We start from the raw sequence: 15247 nt of genomic DNA on the forward strand, positions 1-15247 counted from the left end.
AGAAATAAGTAGATTATCTTTTTAATTTGCATAACTTATTAATCCTTTAGTTTTATTTATAATGCTTGCTCATAAAAACGTCCCCATATCTGAACGTTTTCTGAGATACTAACAAATGCGACCGGGTCTGACTCTTCCATTGCATCATGTAATTCATTTTGTTCATATCTCGAAATAACGGTAATTAAAAGTGTCTTATCATCATGATGATAAGCACCCTCAACATCGTTAACAATTGTGATTCCACGACGCATATGATTTTGTATTGAATCAATCACACTCTTAGGACGACTCGTCACAATCATAACTTGCATTTTTTGTTGTCTTGTATAAACCATATCCATGACTCTAGCATTAACAAATAATCCCAATGCAGAATAAAAAGCATATGGCCAACCATAAATAAAACCGGCTGCTAGAACAATAAAAGCATTAAAAATAATATTAATAGTTCCAATACTTTTACCTGTTTTCTTTTTAATTGTTAAGCCAATAATATCTAATCCACCAGTTGAAATTCCATTTCTAAGCGCTAATCCAGTACCAAATCCATTAACAGCTCCACCAAATATCGCGCAAATAATAGGATCCGTTGTTAACGTTACTGGCGTAATTGCTTTGATCATAATACTTGAAAATACAACTGCTAGAAAAGTAAACACAGTAAAACGGTGACCAATTTTATTCCAAGCCAAAATGAACATTGGTACATTTAAAAGAAATAAGAGTAACGCAGTCGATATTTGAAATGGTGCATATCGACTAAGGAGGGTTGCTACTAATTGCGCTAACCCCGTAATACCAGAGGCATATATTTTTCCTGGTGTCCAAAAAAAGTTCATCGCAACCGAAACTAATATCGCATATATAAATGCTGTTGAAGCTTTGGCCGCGTATGAATGTTTCTTAAAAATTTGTTGCAGATCGTCCATGATCAAAAAACCTCACATTTCATTTTAACAAGTTACGAATATTATACCATTCATTACGGTCAGATACAGTTAGACATTTACTTATCAAGTAAATCTTAATCTATACAAAAAGAGTCTTTTCAAAATTCATTCGAAAAGACTCTTTTAACTTATTTAGATTTCCAGACAGATTGTTTAAATTGATTCCGTCCACCGTTTTCTTCCATAGCAAATCTTCTTGGATTCTTTTTATAAAACTCTTGATGATAATCCTCAGCAGCATAAAATGGACCTGCATCTTCTATAGTTGTAACAATTGGTTCTTTGAATCTATGACTATCAATCAATAGTTGTCTTGAAGTTTCCGCAATTTTTCTTTGCTCATCATTTAGTGTATAAATCACTGGGCGATATGAACTACCCCTATCTTGAAATTGCCCCATCGCATCAGTTGGATCTGTTTGTTGCCAATATATCTCAACAAGCTGAGCGTAATTAATTTTTTTAGGGTCAAATGTTATCTCAACTGCCTCAGTATGCCCCGTTGTTTCAGATACAACATCTTCATATGTTGGATTTTTAGTGTGTCCTCCTGTATATCCAGATACGACATTTAAAATTCCTGCTTGTTCTTCAAACGGTTCAACCATGCACCAAAAACAACCACCAGCGAATATTGCTTTTTCACTCATTATCATCATTCCCCCTCTTAATATATGATAATAATAAATCACTTAACATAATATTGATATTTTTATGCCTAAAAAAGACTAATGAGTTTAATCATTAGTCTTTTAAACGTCTATTTTAATTTATTTTCTTCAACTTTTAACGATAATTCATCTAATTGCTTACTTGCAACTAGACTAGGCGCATTCGTCAATGGCTCTGATGCTTTTGAATTTTTAGGGAACGCGATAACTTCGCGAATGTTATCTTTCTTTGCCAATAACATAGCAAATCTGTCTAACCCAATAGCCAATCCACCATGTGGTGGGAATCCATAATCAAGTGCATCTAGGAAAAATCCAAATTGTTCTTCCGCACTTTCTTTAGTAAATCCTAAAGCCTTAAACATTTTTTCTTGAATATCGCGTTTATGAATACGGATTGACCCACCACCCAATTCATAACCATTCAAAATAATATCATAACTTTGTGCATGTGCTTCATGTGGATTTTCATCAAGTAAATGAATATCTTCTTCATTTGGCATAGTAAAAGGATGATGCGCAGCAATAAATTTGTCAAAGTCTTCACTGTATTCAAATAATGGCCAATCAACAACCCAAAGGAAGGCGAATCTATTTTCATCAATCATATCCATCTCTTTGGCAATATCATTACGTAAGTAACCTAATGATGCACGAACAACACTTGCTTTGTCAGCAACAAACAAAATTAAATCTCCGACATTTGCACCAGCAGCTTCTTTAATTGCATCAACATGGTCATTTAAAAATTTAGCAATTGGGCCACTAAATCCTTCTTCAGTTACTTTTACCCAAGCTAACCCTTTAGCACCAAAACGTTCAATATAAGCCGTTTTAGCATCAATCGCTTTGCGTGAATACTTATCGGCACCACCAGGAATCGCAATAGCATTAACAAGTCCACCATTGTTTAAAGTATTAGTAAATACTTTAAAATCAATATCTTTAACTGCAGCAGACATATCTTTTAATTCCATATCAAATCTAATATCCGGTTTTTCAGAACCATATCTTGCCATTGATTCATTCCAAGTCATACGTTGTAATGGTAATTCGAGGTCAATATTTAAAGTATCTTTCATTACACGTTTTAATAAACCTTCTGTTAAATCTTGAATTTCTTCAGCAGACATAAATGATGTTTCTAAATCTATTTGCGTAAATTCAGGTTGACGGTCACCACGCAAATCTTCGTCTCTAAAACAACGAGCAATTTGGTAGTAACGATCAAATCCGGCATTCATCAATAATTGCTTAAATAATTGAGGTGATTGTGGTAATGCATAAAAATGCCCAGGATAGACACGGGAAGGTACAAGATAGTCACGAGCCCCTTCAGGTGTTGATTTTGTTAAATATGGTGTTTCAATATCAATAAAATTTTGATTATCTAAGTAGCTGTGAACAGATTGTGTAATACGGCTACGAATCATTAATGATTTTTGCATTTCAGGACGACGTAAGTCTAAATAACGATATTTTAATCTTGTATCATCTACAACATTAATATCATCTTGTATTTCAAATGGCGGTGTTTTTGCTTTATTCAAAATAACTGCATTATGAACTTCAACTTCAATCTTACCCGTTTTCATTCTTGGGTTGATTGCTTTAGCATCCCGTTGTGTCACTTTTCCTGCAACCTCAACAACAAATTCATTACGTAACTCTTCAGCAATCTTTAAAGCTTCGGAATCAAATTCTTGACTAAAAACCAGTTGAACAATGCCCTCACGATCACGTAAATCAATAAAAATTAAATTTCCTAAATCGCGTCTTTTTTGTACCCATCCCTTTAATGTAACTGTTTGACCAATAAAAGTTTCATCAACTAAACCATTGTATGTTGTTCTTTTCATTCTCCATCAGCCTCCATTTCTAATTTTAATGCCTTTTCATATACTTTCGAAAAATCAGTATATACATCTTCTAATTTTAATATAATTTCTTGACTTGTTTTCATATTTTTAAAATTCAAAGTTTGTGTTTCTAGTTCGCTCTCACCTAAAGTCATAACAAAATGAGCATTCATACGATTAGCAGATTTAAATTGACCTTTTGGTTTACGATTTAAATAATCTCTTTCAATTGAATAACCTGCCTTACGCATTGATTGCACGAGTTTTAGTGTTTCAGTATTCGTTTCTTCACCAATACCAACAACATAAACATCTAAACTTTGTTCAACGGGTAATTTTGCATCTTCAGCTTCAAGAACTAATAATAATCTTTCAATCCCCAAGCCAAAACCAATCCCTGGTGTTTCAGGACCACCTAATTGCTCAACAAGGCCATTATATCGTCCACCAGCACAAATGGTCGTAAATTTCCCACCAAATGCTTTTGAATCAGACATAATTTCGAAAATGGTATGGTTATAATAATCAAGTCCACGAACCATTGTTGAATCAACTTCATATGGAATTTCCAATGCATCAAGTAACACTTTTACTTGGTTAAAATGAGCCTGTGACTCTTCACTAAGGTAATCTAGAATTGATGGTGCATTTTTAACAATTTCTTGATCACCTTTATCTTTACTATCCAAAACGCGTAGTGGATTTTTTTCTAAACGTGCTTTTGAATCATCACTTAATTGATCAGCGAAGGGACGTAAATATGCAACTAATGCGTCACGATAATTATCACGACTATCATTATCTCCCAAAGTATTAATAGCTAATTTTAAATTTGTTAATCCAAATTTTGATAAGAAATCAATTGCCATTGCCATAACTTCAACATCAAGTGTTGGATTATCAACCCCAAAGGCTTCAACTCCAATTTGATGAAATTGACGTAAGCGTCCAGATTGAGGTCTTTCATAACGAAACATTGGTCCAATATAATACGTTTTAAATGGCTTTTGAATTTCTGGGCCATAAAGTTTATTTTCAACATACGCTCTAACAACTCCAGCTGTTCCTTCAGGACGAAGTGTTATATGGCGGTCACCTTTATCTTTAAAATCATACATTTCTTTAGTTACAATATCAGAAGTATCACCTGAAGTTCTTGAAAAAACCTCAAAATGTTCAAAAAGTGGTGTTCTAATTTCATCATATTGGTAACTTGAGAATATATTTCTAGCGGTTTCTTCAATATATTGCCATTTTTTTGAATCTGCTGGGATTATATCTGCTGTTCCTTTGGGACGTTGAAATTTCATTATAAATCCTCCTATTTGTGGCATTATATACAAAAAAGCACCCTCATCTAAATACGACAAGGGTGCTTTTGCACGGTACCACCTTAATTTTTTACTAATAGCTTAACGCAACTTAAACGACATGTGATTTAACCACACGCACCTCAAAAGTGTCTTTCGGTTAGCAAAAATGGTGAATATTTCAGCAAATTATTCACTCTCTATACAATTTAACTAACCTAATTTCTTTTTCATCGGTTTTAATATTTTATTAATTATAAAGTTACTCGAGTAACTCTCTAAAGTCAAGTACAGCTTAACTTACAATATTATTAAATTTGATTCTTACTATTGAACAAATATTTGGTATACTAATATTTAGATTCAATATCTATAGTTAAAGGAGTACATAAATGTCAACAAATAGAAAACATGGATTCAGCATAAACTGGCCAAGAGTCATTTTATTAATCATCATTTTTTGTACCCTATGTTTAGGTATTGTAAAAACGACAACTTATTTAAAAGAAACCGTTGTTACATCTGACAATATTAATGTACGTACCGGACCAAGTACGTCAAATAAAGTGTTAGACACTCTTAAGAAAGGTGAGCGTATTACAATTATTCGAGAAAAAAATAATTGGTCATACGTAAGTTTGCCAAATACTAAAAAAGGTTGGGTAGCAAACTGGATTCTTTCTAAAAAAAATGCCAAAGTGACTAAATTATCTGAAGCAACGATTGTTTTAGATCCCGGACATGGCGGTAACGATTCAGGTGCACTTTCAATCAAAGATAAACAAGAAAAAATCTACACGCTTCAAATTGTAAAAAAAGTAGCTTATCTTCTTAAGAAACGTGGCGCCAATGTGATTTTAACACGAGACTCTGATTCGTATGTAGATTTAGCCCCACGCGCTAAACTTGCAGAATCAAATAATGCAGATGCATTTATTAGTTTCCATTTTGATTCATCGCCTAATGATGATGAAGCAACTGGTTTAACAAGTTACTACTATAATAAGACAGCTGATTTAGCACTTGCAAATTCAATAAATGCCGAATTAAACGATACCGGTCTTGATAATCGTGGAACGGAATTTGGCGATTTTCTTGTTCTAAGAGATAATACACAACCATCCGTCTTACTAGAATTAGGGTACATTAATACAAAATATGACTTTAAGTTAATCCAAAGTAGCAGCTTTCAAGAAAAAACAGCAAAATCAGTCGTTGAAGGTTTAACAAATTATATCCAAAATAAATAAGACAATGCTTAACTATCATTGTCTTATTTTTGTATTAAATCAATTAATTTCAATACACGCTTATCTGGTTTTTCAACTGTTGAAATCATTTGATCAAAATCAAATAAATATCCCTTCATACCTGCATTATGCCCTGCAGCAATATCCAACTCCCGATCACCAATCATTGCTGCTTTCTGGTAATCAACTGCATTTTTTTCTGCAAGATAATTAAGTGACGCTGGATTAGGTTTCCTTGGAAATTTTTGATCTGAAGTAACAAAATCTGAAAACAAATGAATAATATTTGTTTCCCTAAGCATATCAATTGCGCTTTGATCCCTATGGGTTAATAAAAAGTTTTGTCCACCATTATCAACCACCCATTTACAAACTTCTTTTGCACCAGGAAATAATTTTGCATTTTTTTGACTCTGTCTTTCTAAATCATCATAGCTTACCCTCAATTGTTCAACATCTAAATTCAAATTTGTTTCTTGATAAATTTGAATTGCTTGTCTAACAGATTTTTCTCGCATAATTTTATAAATTTCTGTTCTAGTCGCAATTACATTTTGTAAACGTAACGCTTCTTGAAATGCCTTAACCATCTCAGGATAAGTATCAAAAAGCGTCCCATCAAAGTCCCAAAAATAATTATTTATCATTTTATACCCTCCAAATATTCTTTACACCAAAAAGATGTATTAGAGTTGATTCTAATACATCCTTTATTTTTTCTCTGTATCAAAAATAATTGTTACTGGTCCATCATTTATAAGTTCAACATCCATATCTGCTCCAAATTGACCTGGTTTAACAATAGTTACTATTTCAGCCAATTTTTGATTAAATTCATCATAATGTTCCTCAGCTAAATTAGGTTCTTCAGAATCTGTAAAGCTTGGTCTATTCCCTTTTTTTGTTGACGCGTACAAAGTAAATTGTGAAACAGATAGAATTTCTCCATTTATTTCTTGAATACTTAAATTCATTTTTCCCATATCATCTTCAAATAATCTGGAATTAGAGATTTTTTTTACCATATAATCTATCTCAGTAGATGTATCACCCGTCTTAAATCCCACCAATAAAAGATATCCTACATTAATCTGATTTAATACCTGACCATTTACCGAAACACTAGCCTTTTTAACACGTTGAACAACAATTTTCACTTCTTTAGTACCTCCATTAGAAAATTAATGAATTTTCCTTTTAACAGCATAAACGTCTTCAACACTTTTCAAAGTTTCCATAATTCTTTCTAATTGAACAATATCTTTTACGCCAACTGAAACATCCATTGTCGCAATTTTATTATTATCAACACGGCCATTAACTGAGCTTAATTGCTTAGTTGTATTATTCAATGATTGTAAAATATCATTCAAAAGTCCAGAACGATTGTACCCTTGGATTTCCAAATCAGATTGATAATTAGATTTATCATCCATGGTTTTATCCCATTTAACACTAATAATTCTTTCCCCGGACTCTTCAGCTTTAATAACATTAGGACATTCAGTTCTATGAACTGAAACACCACGCCCCTTTGTAATATAACCAATAATGTCATCTCCTGGAATAGGATTACAGCAATGACTTAATCGAACAAGTAAGTTATCGACGCCATCAATTACAACACCACCATCATGGCTACTTTTACGATTTTTTTCAGATACGTCTGGTTTTTTCATTTCTTTATGTTCTTCAAGGATTGCCTTCTGCTCATTAACTTGTCGAACTTCTTCTTCTTTAGAGCGAATATCTTCCGTTAAAGCATTGGCGACACCTAACGTTGCTACCTCTCCAAATCCAATTGCAGCATACAAGTCATCTGATTCAGACAATTGTCTTTTATCCAAAAGCTGTTTCATATTTTCTTTTGTAATGACTTTTTTAGGATCAAATCCTAAATCAATTAATTGCATCGTCAATAAATCTTCACCTTTAGCTGCATTAGCAACACGATCTTGTAGTTTGAAGAAGTGTTTAATTTTATTTCTAGCTTTATTTGTATGCACCAAATTAACCCAATCACGGCTTGGTCCTATTGAACTTTTACTAGTTAAGATATCAACAATGTCTCCATTTTTGACTTGATAATCTAATGGCACAATCTTTCCGTTAACTTTTGCACCCGTTGTATGATGTCCAATTTCAGTATGAATACTGTAGGCCATATCAAGTGGTCCTGCACCTTTGGGTAATTCAAAAACATCACCTTTAGGTGTGAATACATAAACGCGGTCACCAAAGATATCGCCTTTAACACTTTCCATAAAAGCAGAAGCATCATCAGTCTCATCTTGTAATTCAATAATTTCTTTAAACCAATTTAATTTTGTACCCGCGTCATCTTGCTGAACTTTCTCTTTCACACCTTCTTTGTAAGCCCAATGTGCTGCTACACCAAATTCAGCTATTTCATGCATCTCTTTTGTTCTAATTTGAACTTCAAAAGGACGTCCCTCTGGTCCGACAACAGTCGTATGCAGAGACTGGTACAAGTTAGCCTTTGGAATCGCAATATAGTCTTTAAATCTTCCAGGCATTGGTTTCCATCTAGAATGTATTGCCCCAAGTACCGCATAACAATCTTTAATTGATCCAACAATTACTCTAACAGCTAGGAGGTCATAAATTTGAGAGAATTGTTTATGTTGGTCTTTCATCTTTTTATAGACAGAATACAAATGCTTTGGTCGCCCATAAATTTCGCTTGAAACTTTTAAATCACTAATGGAAACTTTTATTTCTTCAATAGCTCCAGAAATATAAGCCTCACGTTCTTCACGTTTAGAATTCATCAAATGAACAATTCGATAGTATTGTTGGGGGTTCAGATAACGTAATGAACTATCTTCTAATTCCCACTTAATCGTACTAATACCTAAACGGTCTGCCAATGGTGCATATATTTCTAACGTTTCATTTGCAATTCGTCGTTGCTTATCTGGACGTAAGTGTTTTAACGTCCGCATATTATGTAACCTATCTGCTAATTTCACAATAATAACACGTAAATCTTTAGACATCGCTAACAATAATTTACGATGATTTTCAGCTAATTGCTCTTGATGAGATTTATATTGAATTTGACCTAATTTTGTTACACCATCGACAATTACTTGCACATCTTTACCAAAAAGTTCGCCTACATCACCTAAAGTAACTGGTGTGTCTTCAACAACATCATGTAAAAATCCTGCACTAACAGTCTCCGGATCCATTTTTAATTCTGCAAGAATACCAGCAACTTGTATTGGGTGCATTATATATGGTTCGCCAGACTTACGATATTGATTCTTATGAACATAGGTAGCAAAATCACATGCTTTTTGTACAAATGCAACATGTTCTTCATTCATATAGCTTTCAACGATTTCCAAAACGTCTCTAGCACTCCACATTTCTTCTTTTGTCATATCTACACACCTCTTTTTATATAAAATAAAAATACGCGATTCCATAATGCAGTCCGCGTACTCATGTATTCATAAAGTATTTGTATTATTTTTTTGAAATTCCCCATGTTAATAATGATAAACAAAGATAAATAATTGCAAAAAAGATAGTGATACTTTGAAATAAATGGCACAACACACCTATTGCAAAAATAACTGGAAAGAAAAAGTTAAAAATCAAACTATGATCATTTCTACCAATAATAACACCAATAATGATAGAAAAAATGACATTTACTATAAATAAAGAAACACCAATTTTTATAACATCGTTTGCATTAACTAAGGTCAGTACCATCGGGACCACAATTCCGATGGCAATACTTACCGTTAAGTACCATGCAGCTGTTATGCTTAGAAAATTTTTCAAAAATATTTCCTCATTTCGTTTTCTCATGCCTTACTTAACTTAATTCACTAACAAATGAAAGGCTCGCTAATAAGTATAACGGAGCAGTCTCTGCACGTAAAATTCTAGGTCCTAAGCCTACCTTTTGATAACCAGCTGTAGCTAACTTATCAATTTCTGATTTTGAAATACCACCCTCTGAACCAAATACCGCAATCATATTTTGATTAGGTTCAATCAAATCAAATGATTTTTTTAGTTGGCTAACCTCACCTTGTTTAGCAGATTCTTCATATGCAACAATCTGAATATCATAAGATTGTTGAAATATCTCATCAATTTTTTTAGCGTATGAAATCGTTGGAATTTTAGTTCGATGTGCTTGTTCTGCAGCACCCTTAGCAATTTTTTTTAAACGTTCAATTTTTTTAGCCTGCTTTTTTTGATCCCATTTTGCAATAGAAAAATCACTATTAAAAAATATAAAATGGGCAGCCCCCATTTCTGTACCTTTTTGTACAATCCAGTCTGCCTTATCTTTTTTTGAAAGAGCCGACGCAATTGTTACTTCTACTGGCAACTCAACTAATGTTTCTACTGTCTTTTGATAATCAAAAGTAGCTGAACTTTCAGTAACCTGTTTCATCTTTGCAACAACAACCTCTGTTGATTGCTTAACGAGTTCAACTTGATCACCAACAGCCAAACGCATAACTTTAATTGCATGATGAAAATCCTCATCTGTTAAAATTAACTCATCAGATTTCAAAAAATATCTCTGCATCTTTACTACCTAACCTTCCAAATCCATTTTAACTGCAATAATTGAGAACCAGTCACCCATATTTAAAATCTGTTGTATTTCAAATCCACCAGTTACCAGTGACTCCTTGATTAAATCGACTTTATCTGCAATAATCCCAGATGTCACAAAATGGCCACCTGGATTTAAATTTCTTCTAGCTTGCGGAATTAACGGTACAATAATTTCGGACAAAATATTAGCCACAATTAAATCAACCTTATTATCAATACCATTTAGTAAATCATTAGCTGCTACATGTATCTGATTTGCAATTGGATTTAAGTTGAAATTTAATACGGCAGCATCTACTGCAATATCGTCCAAATCATACGCATCAATATGACCAACACCAAGATGTTTTGCAGCAATACTTAAAACACCTGAACCTGTTCCAACATCAATCATAGATTCATTTCCACGTATTACTTGCTCTAGTGCTACCAAAGCTAGCCGGGTTGTGGGATGTGTTCCTGTACCGAATGCTTTACCAGGGTCTAAACGTATCACTTTTTCATCAGGTTGGACCACCTGATATTTCTCCCAACTTGGTACTATTGTTAGGAATCGGGTAACTCTAACCGGATGGTAGTATTGTTGCCATTCCAATCCCCAACCTTGGTCATCCACTTCATTCAATTCAATCAGACCACGTCCCGGATTAAGTCCAAAATCAGCTAATTGATTAACCCTACTCTGTATAGTTGGCAATATTTCAGGAATAAAAATAGTTTCAGGGAAAAAGGCAGAAATCTTTGCTCCATCATTTTGGTGCTCAACTGATGTAAAATCGTTCCCGTCTAAATTATCCTGCATTAATTTTTCAAAATCTTTTGAATCATCAATTTGGACACCTTCAGCACCACTTTCAATTAAAATATTAGAAACCGCTTCTACAGCTTCACTACTTGTTGAGATACTTACTTCTGTCCATTTCAAATTGAAATCCTCCTAAAATTTTGGATAAATTAATCGCATACTTTTTTCTGTACTTTGTGCTTTTTGAATTTTTTCAAAATCGCTAGCTGACCAACTTAGTTCAAAGAATTCAGCATCATCATCATTCAAAAAATCTAACAAATCACTTTGACCATTGTCTAGTACAATTTGTAAATAGTTAATAAATGCTGCTGCCTCTGAGCGTTCCCAACCCGATTTCCCTTGAAAGGGTAATGTTGTTAAATACTCTTTTTCAACTTCCTTTGAGTCAAAACGTTCTTCATCATAGAGTAATATAGCATCCCCAAATGAAATAATGGGTAATTCTGAGTTAACACCTTCAATATCAAGAATTGCTTGTTGTGACTTATTCTCAGCATAAAATGTGAGATCTACTGTAAATGTATGATCCTTTTTCTGCCAATCTAATACAATATCACCATCAAAATCAATTTTTGGTAATTCCTTCTTTAAATAATCAAACAATGTTTCTTGTGCCATACTATCACCTCATATTTTAAATAAATTTAAATTACATCAAATTTTGTTTAGTTCTCAAAGTTTATTATAAAGCATTGCATTCATTCATGCATTAATTAAAGAGGAAAACGATAACAATTTATCGCTTTTTTTGGTAAACTAAGGTTATTAAAATATTGGGGAGGTTTTATTTATGGGAAGAAAGAAAATGATTTTGGATTTAGACACTGGTATTGACGATGCATTGGCTATTGCCTATGCTCTCGCTAGTACCGAAATTGATTTAATTGGTATTGTAGGTTCTTACGGTAACCTGCAAATGCTAGCTGGTGTTCAAAACAGTTTGAACTTACTTAATTTATTAGGTGAATCAAATATTCCAGTTTATCTCGGTGAGAAACATTCAATCACGACTCAATCTTTTGATACTTTAGAAATAAGCCAAGAAATACATGGTATGAACGGTTTAGGTGACATAAAAATCCCTAAATCAAGCCAACCATACGCCTCAGAATCTGGAATCGATTTTATTATCGATTCTGCACATGAATTTCAATCAGATTTAATTATTGTGCCTACTGGTCCATTAACGAACTTATCATTAGCCATAAAAAAAGATCCTAAAATTGAAACATTAATTGGTAAAGTCGTTTTAATGGGTGGTGCTTTAACAATCCCTGGAAATGTAACTGCCGTTGCTGAAGCAAATATTAATCAAGATCCAGAAGCCGCAAATGAAGTATTCCAAAGTAAATTGCCTATTACAATGGTAGGTCTAGACGTAACACTTAAAACACTTTTAACAAAAAAAGAAACAGAGCTATGGCGTGAAATTGACAGTCCATCAAGTCGAGCTTTCGCCGATATTGTTGATTACTATATTAACGCCTATGCAAACCTAAAAACAAATTTAGACGGCTGTGCTTTGCATGACCCCTTAGCTGTTGCCGTTGCTATAGATGCATCTTTAGTCACTACTTTACCTATCAATATGAAAGTTGACACAGAAGCGCCTTTTTCTGGACGTACAATCGGTGACGAGACACGCCTAAATTCAAATCAAGCAACAACGGTTGTCGCTGTTGCCGTTGAAACCGAAAGATTCTTATCGACTTTTATGACACGTTTATCAACTTTATTTTCAAAAAATTAAATTTAACGGAGTTTACTTATGCAATATCTCGGTCCATTCATTCTTTCCATTTGGTTTATTATGACCACTATTATTTATATTTCTACATTTACGAAAAAAAAACGTCGAAAATTTTCATATAAGTCACTTTTTTTTGGCTCGTTAGCCTGGGAAAAAAATAGTCGTAACTGGCTATTGATACTGGGACTTTTTTCGCTTATTAGTTTAAATCCTATTACAGATACATTTATCTTTTTGATGATACTTGGTGGTTACATTGCTGTTACCTCATGTTTAAACTTATTCTTACATCATGGTAATCGCCGTCAAACTATTCTAATCATTATTCTTTCCTTCTTTTTAATTTTAGCAGCATTCTATCCTTTATTATCAAATTTTAAATAAGTAAAGATAGTTGCTTTAAATTAACTCAAAGACGATAATGTAAGCGTTAACTGTAATTTTAATAAACTTTATTATTCATACTACTATTTATTCAAGGGAGATCACTATGCCACATATAATCGGTGTTGATATTGGAACAACAAGCACGAAAGCAGTTTTATACGATCTTAAAGGTACCGTAATTGAATACGCTAATATTGGTTACTCACTTTATCAAGAAGAAAATGGGATGGCTGAACAAGATCCTGATGAAATTTATGCTGCTGTAACAAAAGCAATCACTGAGGTCAATAAAAAAGCGAACTTACGCCCCACTGATTTAAAAGGCGTTTCATTTTCAGCTGCCATGCACAGTTTAATTCTACTTGATAAAAATCATAAACCGTTAACTAGATCGATTACTTGGGCTGATAACAGAGCTAGCAAGTGGAGTGATGATTTAAATGAATCAGGTGTTGGTCATGAAATTTATCTCAAAACTGGAACACCTATTCATCCTATGTCACCATTATCAAAACTAATTTGGTTAAAGAATGATAAACCAGATTTATTTAATCAGGCAGCCTATTTTGTTGGTATTAAAGATTATATTTTATATCAATTATTTGATCGACTTGTTATTGATCATTCTTTAGCGTCAGCTACAGGCTTATTCAATATTTTTAATTTAGATTGGGATAAGCAAGCATTATCTGTAACTGGTGTCACACCTGAACAGTTACCAGAACTAGTTGAAACAACGTACCAACTATCCGGACTAAATACTGAATTTTCTAAAATAACTGGTATCCAACGTGATGTTCCTTTTATTGTTGGTGCAAGTGATGGTGTTCTATCAAACCTTGGTGTTAATGCTATCGAACCGGGTGTTGCGGCTGTCACAATTGGTACGAGTGGTGCCGTTAGAATGGTTATCGATCACCCTGTTACAGATCCTAAAGGTAGACTATTCTGTTATGCGCTCGCCAAAAATAAATGGGTCATTGGTGGGCCAGTTAACAATGGCGGTATCGTCTTCCGCTGGTTGCGCGATGAGATATTTACACCCGAAAAAATTACTGCTGAACAAATGAAAATTGATCCCTATGAAGTCATCACTCAAATTGCAGAAAAGGTTCCTGCCGGTTCCGATGGACTCCTCTTCCACCCCTATCTTGGTGGCGAACGGGCACCACTCTGGGATGCTAATGCTAGAGGTTCATTCTTTGGTTTAACACGTCAACATACACGTGCGCATATGGCTCGAGCTGTACTTGAAGGGATCGTTTTCAATTTAGACATGGTCATGTTAGCACTAACTGAAATTGCTGGGAAACCCACTAGAATCCAAGCAACAGGTGGTTTTGCCCAATCATCTTTATGGCGACAATTATTAGCCGATATTTTTGAACAAGAAGTTACAATTCCTGAAAGTTTTGAAAGTTCTTGTCTTGGCGCAGCTGTCTTAGGAATGCAAAGTTTACATTTAATTGCTGATCTATCTGCTGTTGAAAATATGATTGGTTCCATGCATGTCCACCAACCACAAAAAGAAAACTTTGAAGTATATCGTGAGCTATTACCTATATTTGTTCGAGTAAGTAGGTCATTAAGCGCTGAATATAAAAATATTGCTGATTTCCAGCGGAAACATTATCATCAAATCTAG

At 33.7% G+C, this 15247-nt stretch carries 15 protein-coding genes and 1 other annotated feature; of the genes, 4 read left to right on the forward strand and 11 right to left on the reverse strand.

From position 1 onward, the window contains the following. Positions 1–56 precede the first annotated feature (56 nt). From AC1RPH_RS03385 to hisS, 4 genes are all read right to left on the reverse strand, one after another. Entirely contained in the window at positions 57–932 is an 876-nt protein-coding gene (locus AC1RPH_RS03385) for a YitT family protein (protein WP_409022480.1), read from the reverse strand. A 149-nt stretch (positions 933–1081) separates the two neighbouring features. Then, positions 1082–1603 carry a peptide-methionine (S)-S-oxide reductase MsrA gene (msrA, locus tag AC1RPH_RS03390; RefSeq protein WP_409022479.1) on the reverse strand — a complete coding sequence of 174 codons (522 nt, stop codon included), beginning with the start codon at positions 1601–1603 and terminating at the stop codon, positions 1082–1084. A gap of 110 nt (positions 1604–1713) precedes the next feature. Beyond that, a complete protein-coding gene (gene aspS / locus AC1RPH_RS03395) occupies positions 1714–3483 on the reverse strand; it encodes an aspartate--tRNA ligase (protein ID WP_481761360.1) in 1770 nt (589 codons plus the stop codon). Beyond that, entirely contained in the window at positions 3480–4793 is a 1314-nt protein-coding gene (gene hisS / locus AC1RPH_RS03400; protein WP_481761361.1) for a histidine--tRNA ligase, read from the reverse strand. The genes aspS and hisS overlap by 4 nt, the downstream gene beginning before the upstream one ends. A gap of 55 nt (positions 4794–4848) precedes the next feature. Beyond that, positions 4849–5036, reverse strand: a binding site (T-box leader). Positions 5037–5185: 149 nt separating this feature from the next. Between hisS and AC1RPH_RS03405 the strand changes: the two genes are divergently transcribed. Further along, positions 5186–6043, forward strand: coding sequence for an N-acetylmuramoyl-L-alanine amidase family protein (locus AC1RPH_RS03405; protein ID WP_481761362.1), 858 nt, complete (start codon positions 5186–5188; stop codon positions 6041–6043). Positions 6044–6066: 23 nt separating this feature from the next. On the opposite strand, the gene AC1RPH_RS03410 is transcribed toward AC1RPH_RS03405, so the two are convergent. The 7 genes from AC1RPH_RS03410 to AC1RPH_RS03440 all read right to left on the reverse strand — a co-directional run bounded on the left by AC1RPH_RS03410 (position 6067) and on the right by AC1RPH_RS03440 (position 12083). Next, on the reverse strand, positions 6067–6690 hold the full coding sequence (locus tag AC1RPH_RS03410; RefSeq protein ID WP_481761363.1) for an HAD-IA family hydrolase: 624 nt from the start codon (positions 6688–6690) through the stop codon (positions 6067–6069). 63 nt (positions 6691–6753) lie between these two features. Beyond that, complete coding sequence (dtd, locus tag AC1RPH_RS03415; RefSeq protein ID WP_481761364.1) at positions 6754–7200, reverse strand: D-aminoacyl-tRNA deacylase; 447 nt, start codon at positions 7198–7200, stop codon at positions 6754–6756. 24 nt (positions 7201–7224) lie between these two features. Beyond that, positions 7225–9453 carry a RelA/SpoT family protein gene (locus AC1RPH_RS03420; RefSeq protein ID WP_409022473.1) on the reverse strand — a complete coding sequence of 743 codons (2229 nt, stop codon included), beginning with the start codon at positions 9451–9453 and terminating at the stop codon, positions 7225–7227. Positions 9454–9538: 85 nt separating this feature from the next. Further along, positions 9539–9889 (reverse strand): hypothetical protein, encoded by a 351-nt coding sequence (locus AC1RPH_RS03425; RefSeq protein WP_481761365.1) that lies wholly within the window; start codon positions 9887–9889, stop codon positions 9539–9541. 7 nt (positions 9890–9896) lie between these two features. Continuing rightward, complete coding sequence (locus AC1RPH_RS03430) at positions 9897–10625, reverse strand: 16S rRNA (uracil(1498)-N(3))-methyltransferase (RefSeq protein WP_481761366.1); 729 nt, start codon at positions 10623–10625, stop codon at positions 9897–9899. 9 nt (positions 10626–10634) lie between these two features. Then, positions 10635–11582 (reverse strand): 50S ribosomal protein L11 methyltransferase, encoded by a 948-nt coding sequence (prmA, locus tag AC1RPH_RS03435; RefSeq protein ID WP_481761367.1) that lies wholly within the window; start codon positions 11580–11582, stop codon positions 10635–10637. 12 nt (positions 11583–11594) lie between these two features. Continuing rightward, on the reverse strand, positions 11595–12083 hold the full coding sequence (locus AC1RPH_RS03440; RefSeq protein WP_481761368.1) for a DUF3013 family protein: 489 nt from the start codon (positions 12081–12083) through the stop codon (positions 11595–11597). Positions 12084–12255: 172 nt separating this feature from the next. Between AC1RPH_RS03440 and AC1RPH_RS03445 the strand changes: the two genes are divergently transcribed. From AC1RPH_RS03445 to gntK, 3 genes are all read left to right on the forward strand, one after another. Further along, on the forward strand, positions 12256–13215 hold the full coding sequence (locus AC1RPH_RS03445; RefSeq protein ID WP_481761369.1) for a nucleoside hydrolase: 960 nt from the start codon (positions 12256–12258) through the stop codon (positions 13213–13215). A 60-nt stretch (positions 13216–13275) separates the two neighbouring features. Next, positions 13276–13599, forward strand: coding sequence for a hypothetical protein (locus AC1RPH_RS03450; RefSeq protein WP_481761370.1), 324 nt, complete (start codon positions 13276–13278; stop codon positions 13597–13599). 106 nt (positions 13600–13705) lie between these two features. Continuing rightward, positions 13706–15247 (forward strand): gluconokinase, encoded by a 1542-nt coding sequence (gene gntK, locus AC1RPH_RS03455; RefSeq protein ID WP_481761371.1) that lies wholly within the window; start codon positions 13706–13708, stop codon positions 15245–15247.

This window comes from Dellaglioa sp. CoH-57-MRSF-16 (assembly GCF_056782055.1).